This window comes from Hyphomonas chukchiensis (assembly GCF_000682695.1).
GTDB classification, from domain to species: domain Bacteria; phylum Pseudomonadota; class Alphaproteobacteria; order Caulobacterales; family Hyphomonadaceae; genus Hyphomonas; species Hyphomonas chukchiensis.
In genome coordinates, this window is sequence record NZ_AWFG01000002.1 from 78,243 (window position 1) to 101,422 (window position 23,180).

Annotated in this window: 21 protein-coding genes; 12 read left to right on the plus strand and 9 right to left on the minus strand. The window is 62.3% G+C overall.

The features are described 5' to 3' along the window. Positions 1 to 2: 2 nt before the first annotated feature. The 3 genes from HY30_RS03350 to HY30_RS03360 all read right to left on the minus strand — a co-directional run bounded on the left by HY30_RS03350 (position 3) and on the right by HY30_RS03360 (position 4,973). Positions 3 to 1,427: a DUF1501 domain-containing protein gene (locus tag HY30_RS03350; RefSeq protein WP_081812030.1), complete on the minus strand. Its 1,425-nt coding sequence runs from the start codon at positions 1,425 to 1,427 to the stop codon at positions 3 to 5. 23 nt (positions 1,428 to 1,450) lie between these two features. Beyond that, positions 1,451 to 3,247, minus strand: a complete 1,797-nt coding sequence (locus HY30_RS03355; protein WP_155839232.1) for a DUF1800 domain-containing protein — start codon at positions 3,245 to 3,247, stop codon at positions 1,451 to 1,453. Positions 3,248 to 3,587: 340 nt separating this feature from the next. After that, positions 3,588 to 4,973 carry an endonuclease/exonuclease/phosphatase family protein gene (locus tag HY30_RS03360; RefSeq protein ID WP_051614745.1) on the minus strand — a complete coding sequence of 462 codons (1,386 nt, stop codon included), beginning with the start codon at positions 4,971 to 4,973 and terminating at the stop codon, positions 3,588 to 3,590. A gap of 139 nt (positions 4,974 to 5,112) precedes the next feature. Here HY30_RS03360 and HY30_RS03365 point away from each other — a divergent pair, with 139 nt between their 5' ends. Continuing rightward, entirely contained in the window at positions 5,113 to 5,910 is a 798-nt protein-coding gene (locus tag HY30_RS03365) for a hypothetical protein (RefSeq protein ID WP_034737088.1), read from the plus strand. Between the two features lie 2 nt (positions 5,911 to 5,912). Here the strand turns inward: HY30_RS03365 and HY30_RS03370 are convergent, their stop codons facing one another. From HY30_RS03370 to HY30_RS03390, 5 genes are read right to left on the minus strand one after another with little or no spacing between them, the layout of a single operon-like run. Next, on the minus strand, positions 5,913 to 7,322 hold the full coding sequence (locus HY30_RS03370; protein ID WP_034737090.1) for an FAD-binding oxidoreductase: 1,410 nt from the start codon (positions 7,320 to 7,322) through the stop codon (positions 5,913 to 5,915). Beyond that, on the minus strand, positions 7,319 to 7,936 hold the full coding sequence (locus HY30_RS03375) for an FMN-binding negative transcriptional regulator (RefSeq protein WP_051614747.1): 618 nt from the start codon (positions 7,934 to 7,936) through the stop codon (positions 7,319 to 7,321). The genes HY30_RS03370 and HY30_RS03375 overlap by 4 nt, the downstream gene beginning before the upstream one ends. Before the next feature lie 41 nt (positions 7,937 to 7,977). Next, complete coding sequence (locus HY30_RS03380) at positions 7,978 to 8,919, minus strand: L-threonylcarbamoyladenylate synthase (protein WP_199286275.1); 942 nt, start codon at positions 8,917 to 8,919, stop codon at positions 7,978 to 7,980. Between the two features lie 37 nt (positions 8,920 to 8,956). Further along, positions 8,957 to 10,183 (minus strand): cytochrome b/b6 domain-containing protein, encoded by a 1,227-nt coding sequence (locus HY30_RS03385; protein WP_034737094.1) that lies wholly within the window; start codon positions 10,181 to 10,183, stop codon positions 8,957 to 8,959. A gap of 16 nt (positions 10,184 to 10,199) precedes the next feature. Then, positions 10,200 to 10,922: a YceI family protein gene (locus tag HY30_RS03390; RefSeq protein WP_034737096.1), complete on the minus strand. Its 723-nt coding sequence runs from the start codon at positions 10,920 to 10,922 to the stop codon at positions 10,200 to 10,202. 124 nt (positions 10,923 to 11,046) lie between these two features. Between HY30_RS03390 and HY30_RS03395 the strand changes: the two genes are divergently transcribed. Continuing rightward, on the plus strand, positions 11,047 to 12,816 hold the full coding sequence (locus HY30_RS03395) for an acyl-CoA dehydrogenase family protein (RefSeq protein WP_034737099.1): 1,770 nt from the start codon (positions 11,047 to 11,049) through the stop codon (positions 12,814 to 12,816). Positions 12,817 to 12,823: 7 nt separating this feature from the next. On the opposite strand, the gene HY30_RS03400 is transcribed toward HY30_RS03395, so the two are convergent. After that, a complete protein-coding gene (locus tag HY30_RS03400) occupies positions 12,824 to 13,960 on the minus strand; it encodes an MFS transporter (RefSeq protein WP_051614748.1) in 1,137 nt (378 codons plus the stop codon). 152 nt (positions 13,961 to 14,112) lie between these two features. Here HY30_RS03400 and HY30_RS03405 point away from each other — a divergent pair, with 152 nt between their 5' ends. The 10 genes from HY30_RS03405 (at position 14,113) to HY30_RS03450 (ending at position 23,096) form a co-directional block, all read left to right on the plus strand. Beyond that, positions 14,113 to 15,105 carry a pseudouridine synthase gene (locus HY30_RS03405; protein ID WP_081812032.1) on the plus strand — a complete coding sequence of 331 codons (993 nt, stop codon included), beginning with the start codon at positions 14,113 to 14,115 and terminating at the stop codon, positions 15,103 to 15,105. Further along, on the plus strand, positions 15,102 to 15,602 hold the full coding sequence (locus HY30_RS03410; RefSeq protein ID WP_034737103.1) for a gluconokinase: 501 nt from the start codon (positions 15,102 to 15,104) through the stop codon (positions 15,600 to 15,602). The genes HY30_RS03405 and HY30_RS03410 overlap by 4 nt, the downstream gene beginning before the upstream one ends. A gap of 37 nt (positions 15,603 to 15,639) precedes the next feature. Next, positions 15,640 to 16,704: an MBL fold metallo-hydrolase gene (locus HY30_RS03415; RefSeq protein WP_034737106.1), complete on the plus strand. Its 1,065-nt coding sequence runs from the start codon at positions 15,640 to 15,642 to the stop codon at positions 16,702 to 16,704. A 124-nt stretch (positions 16,705 to 16,828) separates the two neighbouring features. Beyond that, entirely contained in the window at positions 16,829 to 17,686 is an 858-nt protein-coding gene (lepB, locus tag HY30_RS03420) for a signal peptidase I (protein WP_051614751.1), read from the plus strand. Between the two features lie 133 nt (positions 17,687 to 17,819). Next, on the plus strand, positions 17,820 to 18,422 hold the full coding sequence (locus tag HY30_RS03425) for a histidine phosphatase family protein (protein ID WP_034737108.1): 603 nt from the start codon (positions 17,820 to 17,822) through the stop codon (positions 18,420 to 18,422). A 72-nt stretch (positions 18,423 to 18,494) separates the two neighbouring features. After that, on the plus strand, positions 18,495 to 18,740 hold the full coding sequence (locus tag HY30_RS03430; RefSeq protein ID WP_034737169.1) for an exodeoxyribonuclease VII small subunit: 246 nt from the start codon (positions 18,495 to 18,497) through the stop codon (positions 18,738 to 18,740). Between the two features lie 13 nt (positions 18,741 to 18,753). After that, entirely contained in the window at positions 18,754 to 19,650 is an 897-nt protein-coding gene (locus tag HY30_RS03435; protein ID WP_034737111.1) for a polyprenyl synthetase family protein, read from the plus strand. 75 nt (positions 19,651 to 19,725) lie between these two features. Continuing rightward, on the plus strand, positions 19,726 to 21,648 hold the full coding sequence (gene dxs, locus HY30_RS03440) for a 1-deoxy-D-xylulose-5-phosphate synthase (protein WP_034737113.1): 1,923 nt from the start codon (positions 19,726 to 19,728) through the stop codon (positions 21,646 to 21,648). Positions 21,649 to 21,705: 57 nt separating this feature from the next. Beyond that, complete coding sequence (locus HY30_RS03445; protein WP_155839233.1) at positions 21,706 to 22,335, plus strand: hypothetical protein; 630 nt, start codon at positions 21,706 to 21,708, stop codon at positions 22,333 to 22,335. Between the two features lie 101 nt (positions 22,336 to 22,436). Beyond that, the gene (locus HY30_RS03450) at positions 22,437 to 23,096 is read left to right on the plus strand and encodes a hypothetical protein (protein ID WP_034737118.1); all 660 of its coding nucleotides are present in this window, start codon (positions 22,437 to 22,439) and stop codon (positions 23,094 to 23,096) included. The last annotated feature ends 84 nt before the right edge of the window (positions 23,097 to 23,180 follow it).

A 23,180-nucleotide genomic window follows, 5' to 3' on the forward strand; every position in this document is an offset into this window, starting at 1 on the left:
CCCTATGTGAGGAAGCCGAGATTCTTCTCGCTGAAGTTTGACAGGTTGGGCAAGGCCGCAGCCAGCTCCGTGGAATCGAGCCCGAACCATGAGCCGAGCGTTGCCGCATATTGCTCCACCGACACTTTCGGGATGAGGCGACCGTGGGTTGACGTGAACGTATCGGAACCCAGATCCGGTGTGGGGATATCGCCATAGATTTTCTTGCCGGCGACAGAGCCGCCCGCCACGAAGTGGTGACCGCCCCAGCCATGGTCTGTGCCGTCGCCATTGTCGATCGTGGTGCGGCCGAATTCCGACATCGTGAACAGGGTGACGTCGTTCCAGACGCCCTGATTGATCATTTCTGTACGGAAGGCAGAGACAGCCTCCGAGAGCTCGGTGTGCAGGTCCGGTATCTGGCCGGTCTGGCCGCTGTGCGTGTCAAAGCTTCCCATGAAGACATAGAAGACCTGGCGCTTTGTGTTGAGCGCATCTCGGATGCTGATCGTTCGCGCAACGCTGCTTAGCTGCTGGGCGGTATAGCTTGCAGGGAACGTGGCCGTGAGCCCCGGCTTGCCGCTAAGGGCGGCGTCATAGGCATTGTTGTTGATGACCGCATTGCCGGACTGACTGATATAGTCGCGGGCAAAAAGATTGTCTTCGGAGAAGCTGGCCTTGGCGACGTAGTCGTCAAGTGCACGCCGCGCGGCATCGTACTTGGATTCTCCGCCGAGGGTGTAGATGTCGTCGACAAGCTTTACCTGTTGCGCCCCTGCATAAGAAGTCGTGAACTGGCTGGCTTCCGTGCCCGAAAGGAACACATCGTTCGGGCCTGCCGAGACCATCGCATAAAGCGGGTTCATCGTGGAATTGGAACGGATGGCGGCGTCGGCAAAGGCGCCGCCCCAGCCATATTGGGAGCCTTCGACGCCGAGCGACATCCATGTGGATTGCTGGTCATTGTGCGAGAAGAGGCGTGGCGGCAGGCTGAAGGTCGCCTTCTCGAGGTCGGGACGTGAGGTCGGCTGGATCAATGGCCCGACATTGCCGACGATCGCCATTTCGCCAGATTCGAACATGGACTGAAAACCAGCCAATTGCGTTGGCAGGCCGTACTGGCGCGAGCCGAAACTGGCCGCATTGGTCGGGTTGAGCGGCAGAAGATTGGCGCGATCACGCGACGAAGAGCCCGATCCGACACCATAGGCGCCGTACAGGCCTGGCCGGGCATTGCGAAGAAGATCGTAGGAGGCCTGGTCGCGCGGGATGACCGTGTCGGCGTGGTCCATCCCGCCTTTTAGGAAGATACATACCAGTGCCTTGTAGCCGGACGTATCGGCGGCAAAGGCCTTGCCGCTTGTCAGTGTACTGAGAACGCCCGTGCCAGCGAGAAAGCTCGTTGCGGCTCCGGCCTGGAGGAAGTGGCGGCGATTCATTTTAGCCATTCTGGTTGTCCCTGAATCTGGAGCTAGCGCTGGATAGCGTAAGCGGATGAGGTGATCGTCATGAAGGCGGCGAGCTTGGCACGTTTCTCGCGGTCGGCATCAGACGCAACGGGTATGGAGGATACGGCATCGACAATGTCGGCCTTTGCTTCATCGGTCATCGTTTCGCCGGTGAGCAGGAGGTCGAGATAGTCGGTTAGCGCCTGGGCATCGTCTGCAATGGCGATTTCCGGGCTGTAATCCGGGATGAAGTTGTCGGCCGGGCCGCTCGTGTCGAAGATGAACGCCGTCATGAAGTTCATGAAGCTGACAATCGACCCCTGGTTCACCACCTGGAATTCCGGTGCGGTCAGGCCCTGTGCGCCTGTCTCCGTGCCCGGCGCGACATAGCCCGGCCGGTAGAAGTTGAAGACCGATGGAGACCGCATGGGCTGCTGACCGAGGCCGGTGGATGGCGATGACGTATCATCGAGCATGCCTTCGCGAGACGAATCTATGTTTCTGATATCGAACGCGCGGGCCCAGTTGACGAATTTCAGGACCGGTTCGCGGATCTTGCCTTCGCTCGGATAATTATTGTCGTCATTGACGCTCGGATCGAGCAGGATGGCCGCCATTGTGGCTTCAAGGTCACCCCGCTCCCCTGTGCCGAAGACGCGCCCGTTCAGGGCTGTGAATGTACCGGCGTCGAAAACATCGGCGACGCGTTTGACATATTCCGGGCTGGGCGAGCTGGCAGTGAAGCGCTGGATCAGCTGACGGGAAATAAAAGGCGCGACGTTCGGATGCTCGAAGATCGTGTCGAGGGCAATCTTGACGCTCTCGTCGCCGCCCGTGTTCGCCGGGATGACCGTGCCGAGGAAGCGCTTCTCTTCAGGCGAGTGCATGTAGTCGAACATGACGAGGCGCTTGTACTGCGAGCCCGCATCTTCCTGATAGAAATTGGGACCGGCCCAGCTGAGGCCGGTAAAGACTTTTGCGAGACCCTCGACGTCGTCATTGGTGAAGGTTTCGACCTCCTTGCCATTGACCAGTTTGGGGGTGCCATCCTGGTTCAGCTCGACCACACCAATGGTGAACAGCTGCATGACTTCGCGGGCATAGTTCTCGTCAGGCATGCGACCGGTTGCAGGATCGCCTTTTTCGTTGCGCCAGTAGGTGAGGTAGCGCGCCATGGCGCTGGAATAGGTCACTTCCTCCAGGAGGTCGCGGAAGTTGCCGAAGGCATTCTTCGACAGCACGTCCATGTAATAGGCGATTTGCGGCGTCGCATTGTAGGCTGTGTCATCCGAGACGACGAACAATTGGGACAGGGCAAACAGCATGCGGGTGCGCAGCTGGTCATTGCCGGCAATCATGTTGTCCCAGAGCACGTCGCGGTGCTTGTAGCCGTCGATATTCTCGCCAGCCGATTGGCGGGCGAGCAGGTCGCTGAGATAGAGCGAGGCTGGTTTGTCGATTTCGGCCTGCAGCCACTCCTCCGCATCGGTACCGACGAGAGACTGGATGGCGGAATAATCGGCGCCGAAGGTCGTCCGTCCCAGCCATTTCTGGGCCTCCACCTCGGTGTCGATCCGCGTGTCATATGTCCCGGTCGGCGTCGGGCCCGTGGTCGGCGGAGGAGGTGGTGGCGGAGGAGGAGGGGGAGGTGGTGGCGGAGGAGGGGGAGGCGGCGAGCCCGGCGTGGTGGGCGGGTTCGGCGTATCTATGCCGCCGCCAGTGCCGCCATCACTTCCGCCGCCTCCGCAGCCTGCAACGAGGCTCGCAAACACGACGCTTGCAGCGACTGTCTGCACATATTTGCGCGACCGCTGTTTCATTGGAAATCCCTCTACACTTGCTCAACGTGTATTGCGGCTTCTCCGGCATTCGTGAACTGAAGGATTGGTTAGAATCCGCTGTCACCATTGGGCTTTCGTGACATTCTGTCCATGCCCGGAGTTGAACTGACCGGCTCATTGCCTCATCCCGGACAAAAAGCGCAATAGTTAATGTCACCAAATGTCAAGGATTATCAGGGCGACGCGGCAAAAGCCTCGAAACTGTGTGGTTAACGACTGTTGCAGCCATTGGGATTCAGGGCGCGGCATACTCGCCACCAGTTAGAAACATTAATTATTTATAGGGTTGAATTCAAAGCAGTCCTGCGCGGATTTCGGGCTAGCTTTTCTGTTTGGGAGCGGCCTTCGAGGCCTTGGTTTTTTCAGCCTTGCGCTGGTTCTTGCGCTCGCGCTTGAACGCATCTGCCTTGCCCGAGGCGACCCACCAGAAAATGCGCCAGGCTTCGCCAAGCGTCATGTGCGGGGCCGGCGCGATCGTGCCCACTTTCTCTTTAGCCGCGATACGGGGGGCTTTTCGCTTGCGCGACCGGCGCTTGCCGACCGGCTCCGCGGGTTCAGGCGGCGAGGTGATCGTTTCGCCGTCTTCCGCGTCTGTATATTCGACCTGTGCCGGAACATCGCCCTTCTCGAATTGCGGTTCGAGATTGTGCAGCAGGTGTTCATCCGAGAAGTCGATGGCCAGTTCGACCCAGAGCGGCAGGTGGTCCGACATCTGCCATGTCAGCCAGCGCTTGGAATAATAGTCCTTGTCCTTGGCGCGATCCTTGGGCGTTCCATCCGAATTGAGGTCGCGGTGGCGCGCGGGCAGCACAGGGGCGTAATGGTCATACTGCTCGGGGGTGAACAGCGTCTTGGTGAAATTGAAGACACCTGCCGAGAGGAAAGTCACTTCGTCCTTGCGCGTGCGGAAAGCAATCTGGTCGTAATACTTCGTGCCGAGAATGTTTGAAGGGAAGAGGTCGGGCGGCAGCTGGAATCCGGCCTTTGTCAGCGCCTGCATGGTCTCATCGACCGTGTTCTTGATATTGAAGTCGCCCAGCAGGATGAAGTTCTCGTTCTCGCGCTCGGCGCGGCCTGCCATTTCCTTGGCGATATATTCGATTTCCTTGACGCGGCGCTGGTAGCCTTCGCTCTCCTTGCCATCGTCGCCGAAATAGATGTGTACGGTACAGAGGGAAAACTTGAACCAGCCAGCCTGGAACGAGACCATGAAGGGCGTGCGGGCAAATTGCTGCTCGTCCGGCAAAAGGGCCTGCTTGGGCAGAACGATCTCGCCAGCGATGTTGCGGAAGCGGACCTTCCGGCTGTCATAGACGAAGGCCATGCGCTCACGGTTGCCGGAGGGGCCGACGGTCACGTCAGTGGCGATGAAGTCCCAGCCGGGCCCCATGAGGCGGATGACCTCCTTGATGGGCGAGAGGTCTTCGTTGACTTCCTGGATGGCGCAGATGTCGAAGGCGGACAGGATCTCTGCAATATAGAACAGGCTTTCGCGGCGGCGGGGCCCGTGACGAAACTTGTTATTGTCAAAATCGCGCAGGTTCCAGGTGCCGATAATGATCGAGGCATCCTTGGTCTTGCGGGGCACGCCGTCAGGCAGGGCAGACTTCAGCCGGGCGCGCAGGTCCAGCAGGCGTCGCGATGTCCAGTCGCGCTCGGAGAGCGAAAATAGCCGTGTGTCCCGAAGGTCCGTATACCAGGCCATGCCCCGTCAGCTCCGCATTCTGCGCTGGTTAGCATCTCGTCAAGTTTGGTTAGCGGAAGGTTAATGCGCCTCTTCCAGAGGATAATTGACAGCTCACGCGAGCGATGGGATTAAACTTTAAACCTAAGGGGGAAATTGTATGAAGCTCTCCGGGATGCTGGCTGTCTATATGGTGTTTTGCGTCTCTGCATGTGCGCAGGGGGCCACATCTCCAACAGCGCAATGTGCGCCCTATTCGGAGCTGCTTGCGCTGGAGCAATCATACAGCGGCGTCTACCTCGGTGAGCTTCATGGCACGCTCAACAGCCCGGACATTTTGAAATGTTTCATGGACGCGCCGCGTGTCAGCCAGAGGCATCTTGTCCTGTCTCTGGAGGGCAGCGGCTCGATCCTTACTGATCCTGAGGTTGAGGCTAGTTACCGTCAAAACGGGGCCAAGGGGATGGGTGTGCTAACCCCGCCGGTATGGGCGCTGGTGGAGCGTGCGGCATCTGACCCGTCGCTTGCCGGGGTGGCGTTCCAGGAAAACGGGTCGATGAAAGTCACCAAGCCTTTGGAGGAGTGGGATACGGCGGACTATGAAGCTGCCATGCAGTTTCGCGAGACGGATATCGCAGACGGCATTCTGGGTGTTGTCGCGCCGGATACTTTCGTTGTGGCGCTCGGCGGAAACCTTCACGGCGCGCGCGCGACACGTAACCCGGCGATTAAATCTCCCGCCGGTTCGCAAATGCCAGCGAGTGTTGCGACAGTCTTTCTGGTCAGTTCGGAGGGCGGGAGTGCGCACTATTGTACCGATGAAGGATGCCAGGAATGGGACGTCGCTCCACAGGACTATGGCTTCAGTCCGGGTGAACGGCTGAAATCCGGTGAGGCCTATGGCTATGATTATATCTTCGACGTAGGCCCGCTAAGACCTATTCCTGCGCCGGAATAGGCTTAGACGCTGACCACGCGCCCCGGATTCATGATGCCCAGCGGGTCGATGGCGCGTTTTATCGCGCGCATGGTTTCGGTGGCGGCGAGGGGGCGCAGGTTGGCCAGTTCGTCGCGCTTGAGGCGGCCGACGCCATGTTCGGCGCTGATCGACCCGTCATGGGCCATGGTCTGGTCGTAGATGATGCGCGTGACGGCGGGCGCATGGCCCTTGAGAACAGGGGCATTGGCGCCAGCGGGTTCGCAGACCGAATAGTGCAGGTTGCCGTCACCGACATGGCCGAAGATGACGAATTCGGCGCTGGGCACCACTTCGAGCACGGCAGCGTTGCAGCTTTCGATAAAGGCCGGGATGCGGCTGACGGGCACGGCGATGTCCTGATTGATGGACGTGCCATAGGCGCGCTTGGACAGCGGGATTGTCTCGCGGATGTGCCAGAAGCTCTGCGCCTGCGCCTTGCTGGCGGCGGCGACGCCATCTTTCACGAGGTCCTGCTCAAAGGCGGCTTCGAGGGCCTTTTCGAGCGCATCGCGGGCATGGGCTTCGTCGACCATGGAGACTTCCATAAGCACGCGCCATGGCAGGTCCGACGGCAGCGGGTCGCGCGTGCCGGGCACGTCTTCCAGCACCATGGCGATGGCGCCGGACGGGATGATCTCGAAACTGGTGACCGTGTCGCCCGCATGCTGGCGGACGAGGGCGAGGAGGGAGACCACGTCTTCCGTGCTGGAGCAGCAGACCCAGGCGCTGGCGCGCTGGACCTGCGGGAAGAGCTTGAGCGTCGCGGCGGTGATCAGGCCGAGCGTGCCTTCGGCGCCGGCGAAAAGGTGTTTCAGGTCATAGCCCGTATTGTTCTTGCGCAGGCCCGACAGGCCATTCCAGATTTCGCCGGAGGGCAGTACAACTTCGAGGCCGAGGATCAGGTCGCGCATCATGCCATAGCGCAGCACGGCGACACCGCCCGCATTGGTCGAGATCAGGCCGCCGATCGTGGCAGTGCCTTCCGAGCCAAGGGAGAGGGGGAAGAGACGGCCTGCGTCTTCGGCAGCCTGCTGCGCGGTGACGAGCGGGGCGCCTGCCTCGATGACGAGGGAGTTGTTGAATTGGTCGATGCTGCGGATTGCATGCATGCGGGTCATGGATACGACGATTTCGCCATGCGGTGTGCCGGCATCGACAAGGCCTGTATTGCCGCCCTGCGGCGTGAGGGCGACGTGGTGTGCCGCGCAGAGTTTCACCAGCGCGGAGGCCTCCTCCGTGTTGGCGGGGCGGGCGAGGAAGGGTGTCTCGCCCTGATAGACGCCGCGCCATGGGGTGGCGACCTTGTCGAGCTGTTCGGGATCCTCGCTCCAGCCCTTGGGGCCGAGCAGGTTCTTGGCGGCGGCGAGGAAGGCGGCGGGTGGTTTGGTCATGACGTGTGTTTTCGCATTTCTTCGGCGATGGCGATACCGTCTTCGCGCGCGGAGAGGGCCGCGATCACCCCCGCGCGCGCTTCTGCGGGCTTGTTCTGGCCAAGCTTGGTTGTGCCTTCGAAGCGCTCGGGCACGAGGGTGAAGGCGCGGATGCCGCGCAGCATGGCGTCGAAACGGCCGGGCGTCATCTTGTGGCGCGTCCATTCGGGCTTGGGCGCGAGCGCGGCTTCGTGCTGGTGCGAGAGGTCGTCGAGGACCTGCGTTGCGCCGGCATCGTCCATGAGCACGACAGGACCTTCAGCTTCGACTGACAGGTAGTTCCAGGTCGGCACCTGATCGTCCATGCCGTACCAGTCGGGCGAGATGTAGGCGTCGGGGCCTGTGAAGACGACGAGCGCGCGGCTGCCGGACTGGAGCGCGGCGGTGACTGCGTTATTGACCGAAAGATGGAAGCGCAGCGCGACCTTGCCATCCGCCTCGTCGATGAGGATAGGCGCGTGGGCCGCCATGACGCGGCCATCCAGCGTCGCGCAGACAAGAGCGAACGCATGGGCGCGGGCGCGGGCGACCAGTGTGGCGACATCTGTTTCGAGGAAGGGGCGGGCTGGGTGCATGGGGGTGGACTTAGCAGGAGTGGCGTGTCGGCGCGAGAGGATCAGTCGCGATGGGCGGCGCGGGCGAGGCGGTCATTGATGGCTTCGCCAAGGCCGGTGCGCGGAATGGGGGCGACGGCAATCCGCTCATAGCGGAGGTCGAATGCGCGCAGCATGGCGAACAGGTTGGCGGCGGCTTCGGCCAGGTTGCCCGTCGGCGAAAGATTGCCCTCCAGCGGGCAGTGGTCGCCAAAGCCGAGATAGCCTTCGCCGGACATGGGTGTGGCCGCGTCCAGGCGAAGCGTCGCGCGAGGCGCATAGTGGCTCTTCAGCTGACCGGGCGCGGTGATGCCAGAAGCGTCGCCGGGGCGCGCCAGCCTAAGGCCAAGTACGGCTTCGATCTCGGCCGTTTCGAGGGAGCCAGCGCGGAGCAGCACGGGCGTTTCGCCGGTGAAGGCGACAATGGTGGACTCGATGCCGCGCGCGCACGGACCGCCATCGAGAATGTAGGCGACCTTACCGGCGAGATCGCTGCGGACGTGTTCCGGCGTGGTCGGGCTGACATGGCCGGACCGGTTCGCGGACGGCGCAACAAGCGGTCCGCCGAACACATCGAGCAGGGCCTGCGCCACCGGATGGGCCGGGCGGCGCAGCGCAATCGTGTCGAGGCCGGAGCGGGCGAGGTCGCAGGTCTGGCCGGTTGCGGCGACGGGCAGCACCATGGTGAGCGGGCCGGGCCAGAAAGCTTCCGCTGCCTTGCGGGCGAGCGGGGTGAACACGGCTTCGCGTTCGGCCATGGCCTGTGACGCGACATGGGCGATCAGCGGGTTGAAGCGGGGGCGGCCCTTGGCCTCGTAGAGCCCGGCCACAGCATCAGGATTGGCCGCATCGCAGGCAAGGCCGTAGACGGTCTCGGTCGGCATGGCGACAAGGCCGCCAATGCGCAACACATCTGCGGCGCGTGCCAGCACGTCTGGCGTCGGGGTTACGATCTTCGCGGTCATGGGCGCCGCCATAGCATTGCGGTGCGAGCGGCGGAACCTATTTGCGCGTCGCCTGCCCGGTAACCGTCACCTTGACCGCATCCTTGACCCACTGGGCGTTCGGATCGGACGTCTGGCCGAGATCGAGTTCCTTGCGATCGAACATCGCTTCGCCATTCAGCGTGGCCACATCGCCATTGATATCGAGCGTGAAGGCGAGCGGCGTGCTGACGCTGCGCTGTTTCAGCTGCAAGGTGGCAGTGGCCGTATAGCCCGTATCGGTTTTGGCGAAGTCTGACAGGCGGACCGTGGCGGCGGGATAAGTTTTGACGTCGAACCATTCCGGGGCGCGCAGGCTGTCATTATAGAGCTTCTTGGGCGTGGCGGCCGTTCCTGTCTGGATGGTGACGAGGACGGCGGACCTGGCGAGATCGTCCGGATAGAAGGCGACATCGGCCGTCCAGTCCTTGAACGTGCCGGTGAAGTCATTGCCGTCATGGACGCCCGAGAAGCTTATCACGGAGGCGTCATAATCGACGGTCCAGTTGGGCTCGATCGCGGGAGCGGCTGCGACTTGCGCTTCACCTTCCGCAGCGGGCGGCATGTGCGCAGGCGTACTCGCGTTTCCCGTGGACTGGCTGATGAGGGGCGCCGCAGCGATCAGCGCGAAGATCAGCGTGGAGCCACCGAGGGCGACAAGGAAGCCGCGGGCCGGCGGTTGTGGCGCCGCCGTACTGCCGAACAGGCCGGGAATCATGCGTTTCAAGACGCCTTCCTCGCCGGAGACTTCGTGCTTGATGGCGCCAGCCACGTGCAGGACGAGCAGGCCGATAATGACCCATGCGCCCTTGGAGTGGAGGGTTTCGAGAATGGCGTGGACGATTTCGTTTCCGCGCAGGCCGCCGAGGAAAGGCAGGTTGGGCCAGCTGACCGTGCCGAACAGGACGGTCGGAACCTGGAATTTCGAGGTCGAGACCAGGGCCCAGCCGAGCAGGGGCATGGCGATCATCAGCACGTAAAGGCCCATGTGGACCCAGTGCGATGCCTTTACCTCGATAGGTTTCATGTCCGCGGGAAGTGCCGGCGGCGGATTCATCAGGCGCCAGGCAACACGTGCCACGGAGAGGAGCAGGATCGAGATCCCGATCGACTTGTGCAGCTGGTAGCGTGTCTCGTTATCTTCCATGTTCCAGCCGAGCCAGATCATGAAGAGGATGAGTATCGCGATCGCCCAGTGAAGGGCGATCGCGACGGCTGTGTAGCGTGATGTATTGGTAGCGGACATGAAGTCGGGTGGTCCCTTATTCGGCTGGAGCGCCGACTTCGGCGAATTCGGCTTCGATCACGATTTCAACTTCGTCGCCGACATAAGGCGTGCCGGCAGACAGGCCGAATTCCGAACGTGTCAGAGTGCCCGTGGCGGAGAAGCCGATATGGTCTTCTTCAGGCGCCCAGGGGAAGTTGGCGACGCCATTGTATTTCACGTCGAGCGTGACTGGCTTTGTCACGCCGAGGAAGGTCAGGTCACCCGTCACCGTGCCGGTGTCAGGACCGGTCTTGGTGATATCGGTGGACTTGAACGTGATCTCCGGGAACGCGCCGGCATTGTAATAGTCAGGGCTCTGGCTGATTTCTTCGTCGAACGAGCTGTACGGGCTGTCGGGGTGGCCGGCCTTGAAGTCGCCCGGATAGTCGGTTTCCACCGATGTTGGGTCGATTGTGGCGGTCAGCGAAGTGGCCGAGGCATCATCGGGATTGAATTCGAGCGTTGCGTCGAACTTGGTGAAGCGGGCCGTGTAGTTGGACAGGCCCATGTGCTTCACGCGCCAAGTCAGCGAGGCGTGGTTCGGGTCGAGTTTGTAGGTGGCCGCTTTGCCGTATTTTACTTCGGCAGCGGGTGCTTCAGCTGGTGCGGCGGTTGGGGTCGCTTCGACGGGAGCTTCAGCCGTTTCGGCTGGTGTCGAGGCTGGGCCGCTGCACGCAACGAGCGCGATGGCGGATACGGAGGCTAGAAATAGGCGCATGGGGATAACTCCTGATGGCTGAAAATTGCAGAACGGTAATTCTGGACTGCACTTGGACCTTGGCCGTAGGCGCGGTAACTGCTTATCGCGAATAACATCTATTCACAATCCGGAGACACCCCAGATGGCCTACGATGCGCCCCTCGACGAAATGGCTTTCACCCTTGAAGCCGTTGCGGGTTTGAAGCGCCTTGAGGGTCTGGCCGGGCTTGAGGCCTATGACCCGGAACTGCTCGCACCAATCCTGGACGAAGCAGCGAAGCTGGCGCGTGATGTGCTGGCGCCGCTCAACCAGACCGGCGATTCGCAAGGCGCGACGCTAACCGAAGATGGCGTGAAGGCCGCGCCGGGCTTTGCCGAGGCCTATGCGGCGTTTCGGGATGGCGGGTGGATGGGCCTGACCGCGCCTGAGGAATGGGGCGGGCAGGGTCTGCCGAAAGCCCTGTCGCTGGCCGTGATGGAAATGTTCCATGCGGCCAACATGGCGTTCGGCCTTTGCCCGCTGCTGAGCTTTGGTGCGATCGAGGCGCTGCTGGCGCATGGCAGCGATGAGCTGAAGGCCGCCTACCTGCCCAATCTCGTCTCCGGGACATGGACCGGCACGATGAATCTCACCGAGCCGCAGGCCGGCAGCGATGTCGGCGCACTGAAGACAAAAGCCGTGCCGCAGGACGATGGCAGCTATGCCATTAGCGGGCAGAAAATCTACATCACCTGGGGCGACCATGATGTGGCCGAGAATATCGTGCATCTCGTGCTGGCGCGCCTGCCGGATGCACCTGTGGGATCGCGCGGCGTGTCGCTTTTCCTCGTGCCAAAGTTCCTGATGCAGGAGGATGGCACACCAGGCGCGCGCAATGGCGCCAAATGTATCGGCCTGGAGAAGAAGATGGGCATCCACGCCTCTCCGACCTGCGTGATGGAATATGACAATGCCAAGGGTTGGCTGATCGGCGAGGCGAACAAGGGCCTCGCCTGCATGTTCACGATGATGAACGCGGCGCGTCTGAATGTCGGCCTGCAGGGCGTGGCGGTGGGCGAAGCGGCCTACCAGACGGCCTTTACCTACGCGCAGGAGCGAAAGCAGGGCATGATCAAGGGCGTCGATGGCCCCGTGCCGATCCTGCACCATGCGGATGTGCGGCGTACGCTGACCACGATGCGTGCCCGCGTCGCGGCGGCGCGTTCCATCTGCTATGCCTGCGCCGTGGCAGCCGATCTTGCCGAGGCGGCACCGGACTCCGAAACGCGGCAGGCCGCGAAGCTGCGCGAAGACTTGCTCACGCCGATTGCGAAAGCCTGGTCGTCCGACATGGGCGTCGAAGTGGCGAGCATGGGCGTGCAGGTACATGGCGGCATGGGCTTCATGAACGAGACGCTGGCGGCGCAGCTTTACCGCGATGCGCGGATTGCGCCGATCTATGAAGGCACGAACGGCATTCAGGCGATTGATCTTGTCGGCCGCAAGCTGAGCGGCACGAATGGCGAGTCCATGCGCGTGATGCTGGGCGAGGTCGAGGCCTCGGCGGCGGCGGCGCGGGCGACGAATGACCCGCAGCTGGTGCAGATCGCTGATCGGCTGAAGGCGGGCGCCGATGCGCTGCGTACCGCCAGCGACTGGATGCTGGAGCAGATGAAGAGCCGCAATCAGGACAAGGCGCTGGCCGGGGCGACGGCCTATCTGGAACTCGCCGGCGACGTGATCGGCGGGCACTTCCTGACCAAGGCCGCCGTGGCAGCCCGCACCAGCGACGGCGCAGCGCGGGCGCGGCGGCTGGCCCTGGCAGGCTTCTTTGCCGAGACAGCTTTGGCAGCGGCGCCGGGCAAGGTGGCCAGCATTACCGAAGGCGGCAGCCGGTTCCTCGAGAATAGCGAAGCGCTGTTCGGGGTCTGATCCCGGCTCAGGCCTTCAATTTTGGCAGGACCGCAAGGCAGAGCAGCGAGCCGCAGGATACGGCGGCGGCGATGGTGGCCAGCGGTGTAATGCCGAGGGTCACGAAGGGCGCCGCTGCGGCGGTGCCAATAGCGGTCGTCATCAGGATCGCGAGGAGCACGAGTGCGGCGCCCCGGGCGTCATCGCCGCCGGATGCAACAATCGCACGGTAGAATCCGGGAGGGCCGCGAAAGCCGAGCCCGGCATTGACCGGCGCAAACAGGATGGCGAGCGCGATGGGGTGGCTGCCGCCGAGCAGGCCATAGATCAGCAGCGCCACGACGCCTGCCGCAGACAGTGCCGTGCCAAACCAGATCATCCGCTCTGGGCCGAACGTGTCGACGAGGCGACCTGCAAGGTTTGAGGCGATGATGAAGACCGCGATGCCGGCGACCTGCATGATGATGAAATCATTCAGCGTGCCGCCGAGGCCTTTCGTGATCATCGCTGGCGCGCCGAACACGAAGATGAGCAGGCCGCCCAGTGTGAAGGCCTGGCTGAGGGCGTAGCGCAGGAAGACGGGGTTCGCTGCAAGGTGGAGATAGCTACCTGCGCCGCGCGTCGGATCTGGCGCCGGCAAGCGGCGGCGCAGGGCGCCGACCAAAGCGGCGACGAGCAGGCTGAGCGCGCCGATCGCGATGAACGAGCTTTTCCAGCCAAAGGAGACGAGCAGCCAGACGCCGACCACGGGGGCGAGCGCCGGGACGAGGGATTCAACGCTGCCCATGAAGCCGAGGGCCCGGACGGCGCGCGCCTCGCTGAACATGGCGCGGATCATGCCCGGCGCGAAGACCGCTGCGGCCGAGCCTGTGAGCCCCTGAAGGAAGCGCAAGCCCACCAGAACGGTCATGGAAGGGGCAAGGATGCACCCGAGAGAGATCAGGGCGTAACCCATGAAAGACCAGACAAGCAGGTTACGCTGGTCGAAATGCGCCCCAAGTTCGCCATAGAGGATCAACCCCACGCAGCCGCCCGCCACGAAGGCGGCCAGCACCAGCTGGGCCATGGCCTGGCTACCGCCGAGCGTATCGGGAAGCGCAGGGATGGCAGGCAGGACAAGGTCTGTCCCCGCAATGCCGAGCGTCGTGCCCAGAATGAGCAACATAAACGCCAGGGCTGGCGCGGACAGGGGAGCGGGCGATTGAGACATGGGTGCGCGCGTATGGCCGGAATCGCCAAGCGTGTCGACATCAGGTTGCGAGGCGCCCGGCCTGCCTATATGACGGGCAAAACCGCCGCAGGAGGCATCATTCGGCCATGGCGTGGACCAAGACATATTCCGGCAGTGAGCCGATGCGCGTCAACAAGTGGCTGGCGACCGAGGGCGTATGCTCGCGGCGCGAGGCCGATGCGCTGATCGAGAAGGGCCTCGTCAAGATCAATGGCGAGGTGCTGACCGAGGCGGGCTACAAGATCGAGGACGGGCAGACGCTGAGCCTCACCGAGAAGGCGGCGCGGCGGCTGGATAACCAGCTGTCCCTGATGTTCCACAAGCCCGTCGGTATTGTGTCGGGCACGCCGGAGCCGGGAGAGATTCCCGCCGTGCGCCTGATCAATGAGGAAAGCCTGTCTGGTCGGGCGCATGCCATTCCGGGGCGCAACAACAAGCTGGCGCCGTTGGGGCGGCTGGACAAGGATTCCCGCGGCCTGCTGATCATGTCGGAAGACGGCGTTCTGGCGAAGGCGCTAATCGGGCCGGAAAGCAAGCTGGAGAAGGAATACCACGTCAAAGTGCGCGGCGACGTGACCGAGGAGAAGCTGAAGCTGTTGCGCCACGGGCTGGAGCTGGACGGGCGCCAGTTGCGACCGGCTGCGGTGACGGTGATCAAGGGCAATGAGCTGAAATTCCTGCTGCGCGAGGGCCGCAACCGGCAGATTCGTCGGATGTGCGACCTGGTCGACCTGCGCGTGCTGGACCTGATGCGGGTGCGGATCGGGCCGCTGTCGCTGGCCGGGCTGCCGGAGGGCAAGTGGCGGCCGATCAGTGCACGGGAACGCGACGAGCTGTTGCGCTGGGAAGCGAAGGGTTTTTCGGCTGAGCCGACGGCGCCCGTGATTGCCGAACCGGTGCGGCGCCCGGCGCCTGCTGGCAAACGCCCACCAGCCGGGGGCAAACGCCCGCCCGGCGCCGGCAAGAAACCGATCGGCAAGCCGCGCAGTGATGCGCCGCCCTCGTCCAAGCCCAAGCCCAATGAGCCGAAGTTCAAGCGGACCAAGCTGGCGCCCCGCAAACGGACGCCGATAAAATGAGAGACCTCGTCATCGTGATGGGTGTCGCGGGTAGCGGCAAGACCACGGTGGGCGCCGGACTGGCAGAGGCGGCAGGTTGGCCCTTCGTCGAGGCGGATGCGTTTCACCCTGAGGCCAATCGCGAGAAAATGGCGTCCGGTACGCCCCTGACAGATGAAGACCGGACAGGATGGATAGGTGCCATCACTGCGCATGTGGCGCAGAGCCAGGCGCCGCGCATGGTGCTGGCCTGTTCGGCGCTGACGCGGTTCGTGCAGGAGAGTCTGCTGCGAGATAGTGGGCGTGTGTGCCGCTTTGTGTGGCTGGATGTGCCGGCGGTTGATTTGCGGACGCGCATGGCGTCGCGGGCGGGGCATTTCATGCCGGTCAGCCTCCTGGAGAGCCAGCTGGCGGCGCTGGATGTGCCCGATGACGCGGTGCGGATGGATGCCACGCGGCCGGTGAGCGAGCTGGTTCAGATGCTGCAGGAGGCCTTGCCGGCGCCTGACCCAGCGTGATGGCTCGACGCATGGCAGGCTTGGCATATGCTGGGTCATGGACGGATTTCAGACAAAGACACCGAAGCGGCCCAACCTCGACTATCCGCACGGTGATGTGCGGCCGGAGCTGGCCGAGACGATTCAGGTTGCGCCGGGGATTGAATGGGTCAGCATGCCGCTGCCTTTCTCCCTCAAGTTCATCAATCTCTGGCTGATCGACGATGGTGACAGCTGGACGATTGTCGACACGGGCATGCCTCTGAAGGAAACGCGCGATGCGTGGAAATCGCTGCTGGATGCCCGGGTAACACCGGAGAAGCCGCTGAAGCGGGTGATGGTCACGCATATGCACCCCGATCATGTCGGCTGTGCAGGCTGGCTTTGCTACAAATACGGCGCTGAGCTGTGGATGAGCCGACTGGAATACACGACCTGCCGGATGCTGGTGTCGGACACGGGGCGCGAGGCGCCGCAGGCGGGGATCGACTTCTACCGTCGGGCGGGCTGGAACGAGGCCCAGATCGAGAATTACAAGGAACGGTTCGGCGGCTTCGGGCGCGGCGTCAGCCAGATGCCGGATTCCTTCCGCAGGCTGGCGGACGGCGATCCGCTGCAGATGGCTGGCCAGACATGGCAGGTGATCATGGGCAATGGCCACTCGCCGGAACATTCCTGCCTCTATTGCCCGGCGCTGAATGTGGTGATTTCAGGCGACCAGCTATTGCCGCGCATATCATCCAATGTGTCGGTGCACCCGACGGAGCCGGAGGCAGACCCGCTGCTCGACTGGATGATGAGCTGCGAGAAGCTGCTGGCGCACCTGCCGGAGGATGTGCTGGTTCTGCCGGCGCATAATGAGCCTTTCCGGGGTGCGCATGCGCGGTTGCGCCATCTGATCGACGGGCATGAGACGGCGCTATCGCGCCTCAAGGGCCGGATGCAGAAGGGCCCTTTGACCGTTATGGACACGTTCACGAGTCTGTTCGGCCGGGCCATCAAGGCTGACGAAGTCGGCATGGCGAGCGGTGAGGCCATTGCGCACCTGAACTGCATGATTCATCGCGGCGAAGTTGTCCGGATGGCGGGCGAAGACGGCGTTGATCGTTACGCACTGGCCTGAGGCCTGCTGCTGAACCCCTTGTCATGACGGGCAATTTGCAGTGCCGGAACAGTTTACACCTTCGCAAGGGAAGCGTGTTTCGTCTAAGTAGATTCCTGAGAGACGCAGATCAGGTGAGGCCTCAATGGCAGACGACGGCGAAAAGGCCCACTCCGTGGATGAGGACGAATCCCTGACCTTCGGCCAGAAGGTAAAGCGGGAACTCCACGAATGGGCGGTGACGCTTGCGGTTTTCATTCCGGTTTTCATGATTTTCTCGGGCCTGCTGTACGAGCAACGGGTCATCCCGTCCGAGAGCATGGTGCCGACGCTGCAGGTGAGTGACCGGGTTGCCGTGGCGAAATTTGCCTATGGCTATGATCGCTACTCATTGCCGTTCAGCCTTGGCCGGTACCTGCCCATTCCAGAGGGCCGGATCTTTGCCCGCACGCCAAAGCGCGGCGATGTGGTAGTGTTTGAACACCCCCATACGGCGCGTGTGATGATCAAGCGTGTGATCGGCCTGCCGGGTGACCGGATCCAGATGATCGGCGAGACTGTCTATATCAACGGCAATCCCATCGACAGCGAGTACATTCGCACCGTGCGCTACGTTCCCCATGGCCGGAGCCGTGCCGTGACGGCCTATGAATGGCGCGAGACGGCAGATGACGGGAAGTCCTGGCTGACGCATCGCCAGGAAAAGGGCGATCGCGGCGACAATACGGTTCTGTTCGTTGTGCCGGAGGGGCATTTGTTCCTGATGGGCGACAACCGGGACAATTCGCTCGATAGCCGTTTCCTGTCGGGCCATTGCCCACCGATTGACGGCGTTGTGGACCGTGTTGGCTGCCCGCTCAGCGTTGAAGCGGACCAGGCCTCGGTGGGTTTCGTGCCGATGGACCATCTGGTTGGCCGGGCCGAAACGGTGATCATGTCGCTCTATCGCTGCAAGTTCGAAGACAACGAACCCTGCAAGAAACGCGTGTGGCGCGGGCTGTAGGCTCGCATTCATCAACAGGTTGCCGCGCGGCCGGGCGATTGACGCCTTGCCGCACGCCGCCAACACCGCTAGTGGCAATTCCTAGACCGGGCTCGCGGGGCCCTGAGCAGGTTTGAAGACAGGCTGATTGGCGATGCCAGATACGACATCGACAGAACCCCGGCGCGGCCCGATCGTGGTCTCGCGCCATGGCCGGCCACAGCTTGACCGGACAGCTGGCCCGCGCCTTGGCTGGCGCGATTACAAGGACTGGTGGGCCCGTTACGAGGAAAGCCCGCTGCGCGACGACCAGCTTGCGCCGGATGTCCTGAAGGGCCTTGTGGCCGATTCCACGCTGGTGTTTGCCTCGGCCCGCATCCGTGCGCAGCAGACGGCTGAACGTGCGGCGCCTCATATGGCGGCCGTTCATGACCCTGTTTTCAATGAGGCGCCATTGCCGCCGCCGCGCATTGTCGGTGTGAAATACCTGCCCAAGACATGGAATATTCTCGCGCGCGCGGCCTGGCTGAGTGGCCATGCGCTGGACGGCGAGAGCGTGTCTGAAGCACGTGTGCGGGCGGCTGAAGCGGCCGCAAAGCTGCATGCTGCGTCCGAAGGGCACAAGGTCTACCTGGCCGCGCATGGCTGGTTCAATCGCATGCTGCGGCCGGAGTTGAAGAAGCTCGGCTGGCGCTGTGTCCACGATGGCGGCGACAGCTATTGGAGCCATCGCATCTACGAATACCACGGCAAGTAACCGCGAAGGTGGTTGTGGACGCCCTGTGAGCGCTCTAGAGTCGCCGCAAAATGATCAATGGGCAAGAACACCATGGCTGATGCAAAAGACAAATCCATCGACAAGATGAGCTTCGAGGAGGCGCTTTCCGAACTGGAAGGCATCGTCAAGCAGCTCGAAGCCGGTGAAGTCGAGCTGGAAAAATCCATTGCCATCTATGAGCGCGGTGCTGCGCTGAAGGCCCATTGCGAGTCGCGCCTCAAATCGGCCGAGCTGAAAGTTGAGCAGATCGTGCAAGGCGCGGGCGGCGTGACGACCGAGCCCGCAAGCTTTGACTAGGGCCGATGCACCTATGGGGGACGAGGCAGACTTCGAGCTGCGGCTGAAGGAGGTTGCCGACAAGGTCACCGTCGCGCTCGACCAGCTGATCCCGCCTGCGAGCGGCCCGGAAGCGGACCTGATGCGCGCCATGCGCCACGCCGCGCTCGCCAATGGCAAGCGGATGCGCCCCTTTTTCCTGCTGGAGACGGGCGCCATGTTCGAGGCGCCGGAAAAGACCCTGCTGCGCACAGCTGCCGCGCTTGAGTGCATTCACACATATTCGCTGGTGCATGATGACCTGCCCTGCATGGACAATGATGATTTCCGGCGGGGACAGCCGACGGTGCACAAGGCGTTCAATGAGGCGACAGCCGTGCTGGCGGGTGACGGCCTGCTGACACTGGCTTTCAAGATACTTGCGTCCAGCGAAACGCATGAGGATCCCGCCGTTCGCGTGATGCTGATCGAGCGTCTGGCCGATGCGGCGGGTGCGCGTGGCATGGTGGGCGGCCAGATGATCGACATGCTGGAAGAGGACAGCCCGCGCGACCTGAACACGATTACGCGCATGCAGCGGCTGAAAACAGGTGCGCTGATTTCCTATGCCACGGAAGCGGCAGGCATCATCGGGCGGGCGCGGGAACTGGAGCGTAACGCACTGGCTGGGTTTTCGAATGATCTCGGCCTCGCCTACCAGATTGCAGACGATTTGCTGGATGCGACGGGCGACGAAACTGCCGTTGGCAAGCCACTTCGGACCGACGAAATTGCCGGAAAAGCGAATTTTGTGACCCTTCTGGGGGTGGATGGCGCCCGGCAGCGTGTGCGGCTACTCGCCGCTCAGGCGAAGGAACACCTCGCAATATTCCGCAATAAGGCCGATATTCTGCTGCAATCCGTTGATTTTGTACTGGATAGAACCCGTTAAACAGGGCGTGTCATAGTATAAGCACTTACAATATGTCTTAAGACAGACAGCCACTATTCAAGGCTCCAGGGAAAGATGACCGAACTCAGCCCCAACCGGCTCCTCGATGCGATCAATTCGCCAGACGACCTGAAAGGCCGGTCGCGGGCGGAACTGAAGCAGATTGCGCAAGAGGTCCGCGAGGAAGTCATTGATGTCGTGTCGGTGACCGGTGGGCACCTGGGGTCCGGTCTGGGCGTGGTGGAACTCACCGTGGCGATCCATGCCGTGTTCGATGCGCCGGATGACAAGCTGATCTTCGATGTCGGCCACCAGTGCTATCCGCACAAGATCCTGACCGGACGGCGTGACCAGATGCGCACGCTGCGGCAGGGCGGTGGCCTGTCCGGCTTCACCAAGCGCGACGAGAGCGAATATGATCCGTTCGGCGCCGCGCATGCCTCGACCTCGATTTCAGCAGGATTCGGCTTTGCCAAGGCGCGCGACCTGCAAGGCAAGGACAATGACGTCATCTGCGTGATCGGCGATGGCGCGATGACGGCCGGCATGGCCTACGAGGCGATGAACAATGCGGGTGCAGACAAGTCGCGCCTGATCGTGATCCTCAACGATAATGACATGTCGATTGCTCCGCCGGTTGGTGCGATGAGTAATTACCTGTCGAAACTGGTTTCCTCACGGCCCTACCGGGGCCTGCGCAAGATCGCCAAGAAAATGGTGAGCCCGATGGGGCTGGAATCGCCGGCGCGGCGCGCGGAAGAGTACCTTCGCGGCTTCGCCATGGGCGGCACGCTGTTCGAGGAACTCGGCTTCTATTATATCGGGCCTATTGACGGTCATGACCTCGATACGCTGATCCCGATCCTCGAGAACGTGAAGGCGATGCGCGAGGGGCCGATCCTGATCCATGCGGTGACGCAAAAGGGGAAGGGTTATACCCACGCCGAGAATTCGGCCGACAAGTATCATGGCGTGTCCAAGTTCTCGGTCATCACCGGTGAGCAGGCCAAGGCCAAGCCCAAGGCGCCAGCCTATCAGAAAGTGTTCGGCCAGACGCTGACCAAGCTGGCCGAGAGTGACCCCAAGATCTGTACGATCACGGCGGCGATGCCTTCCGGCACCAGCACGGATATTTTCGAGAAGTCGTTTCCTGAGCGCAGCTTCGATGTGGGCATTGCCGAACAGCATGCGGTGACGTTTGCCGCGGGCCTTGCGGCGGATGGCATGCGCCCATTCTGTGCGATCTATTCGACCTTCCTGCAGCGCGGATATGATCAGGTCGTCCACGATGTGGCGATCCAGCGTCTGCCGGTCCGCTTTGCGATCGACCGGGCTGGGCTTGTCGGCGCTGACGGACCGACGCATGCGGGCAGTTTCGACATCGGCTTCATGGGAGCCTTACCGGGCATGGTCTGCATGGCAGCCGCCGATGAGGCGGAGCTGGCGCGCATGGTTTTGACCGCTGCGCAGATTGATGACCGGCCGAGCGCGTTCCGTTACCCGCGCGGCGAGGGTACGGGCATTGCGATCCCGGATTTGCTGCTGCCGCTGGAAATCGGCAAGGGCCGTGTCCTGCGCGAAGGCACAACGATTGCGCTGCTCTCCTATGGTACGCGTCTGCAGGAGGCGCTGAAAGCGGCCGAGATGCTGTCGGCGCAAGGCCTTTCCGTGACCGTTGCAGATGCGCGCTTTGCCAAGCCGCTGGATACTGAACTGGTCGAGCGGCTTGCGAAAAACCATGAAGTGCTGATCACTTTGGAAGAAGGCGCGACGGGCGGTTTCGGCAGCTTTGTGCTGGAGCATCTGGCCCGTGTCGGCGCGCTCGATCGGGGCCTGCGCATTCGTCCGATGACGCTGCCGGATGAATTCCAGAACCATGATACGCCAGACGCCATGTATGAAGCCGCTGGGCTGACGGCCCGCCATATTGCAGCCCGCGCCATCGAAGCACTCGGACGTGGTGATATCGCTGAAATCGACCGTTTGGCCCGCGCTTAGCAGACATGACGGAAATGCAATTTGTTTGGCGAGTCTGACCCGGAGTAGGGTGCCCGCATGACCCCCAGACTGATTCCTCTTCGTGCACTTGTTGTTGCTGTTTTCCTGGCAGGATGTGCCACGGCGCCGCCGACTGACATGGGCCCTGCCTTTGAGGTGGCCATGTCGGAAGCGAAGTCGGACACAAATCCCTATGAAGCGGACAAGACGTTGACCGCCCTTCTGGACCGCAGCGATCTCTCGACCGACCAACGCGCCCGTGCGCTTTATGCGCGTGGCAGCCTGCGCCGTCAGGCTAGCGACGACCGCCCGGGTGCCGTGAAGGATTTCGAGTCGATGCTCAAGCTGGCGCCTGACCATCCGCTTGTGCAGAATGCGAAAGAGGAACTGGCGTTCGCGGAGGCCGACGTGGAGACGGTCGAGGCCGGGCTGAAGCGCATGCTGACCCTCTCGCAGTGGTTCGACAGCAAATGGCTGCTTGGCGCGCACGACGAGGCGGCTGCGCGCTATCGCAAGTCAGGGATCAGTCCGAACGAATCGCAGGTCGGTAAGCTGAAGGCCGCCGGATATCTTTGCGAGGATGAGGATGGCGGCGCGCCGGTCTATACGGTGGGTGATACGCGCCCGGACCTTGAAAACATTTACTGGTGTGGCAGCGCAGCGCCTGAAAACCCGGCGCAATCGTAAGAAACACACTTTCTCCACAATGCCGCCCTGTCTCCGCTCGGCTTGGGCGGTTAGGGAAGTTCATCACACGCCAACAGACCGTCCCTATGGAGCCCTCACACATGATCCGCATTTCTCTACTTGCTGCTGCTTCCGCTCTCATGCTGGCGGCTTGTGCCTCGGCGCCCGAAACAGTGAAGGTGCCTGGTGGCATCGATGCCGAAGCAGCCAGTACGGCGCCGGACAGCGCCTTTGAACTCGCCATGCAGACAGTGGAGAACCTGGTAGATGCCGGCAATACCCAGGCAGCCGTGGACCGGCTGACGCAGCTGCTGGGCAGCCCGACCCTGAGCAAGGAAGAGATGGCCGAGGCGCTGTTCCGTCGTGGCGAGATCCGCTTCGGGCCGGGCGGTTATGATGCCGTTGGCGCCGTTGAGGATTTCGAAGAGATCGTCGATTCCTATAGCGATACGGAATGGTACACGGCGGCCGTTCCGATGCTGGATTCCGCGCGCGGCAAGGTGACCACGCTGGAAACCCAGCTCGCCCAGCCCGAAACGAGCAAGATGCAGAAGTTCAACTTCCTCATGGAGCTGGGCATGCACGAGGACGCCATTGACCTGATGATTGCAAATGACCTGCAGCCTAGCAATGAGGCCCTGATTGCCATGTATGACATCGGCTACCTCTGTGAAGGCGACGAGCTGACAGGTCGGACCTATGAAGCCGTGGAGCTTGATGGCACGACACGCGAACTGCGGTTCTGCGATTTCGGAAAATAGGTTTTCGAGACAATTTTCCCCAAAATACCCTGCAGCCGAGGCTGCGGGGTATTTTTTTGCCCTGAAAGCGGCGTTTCAACACCT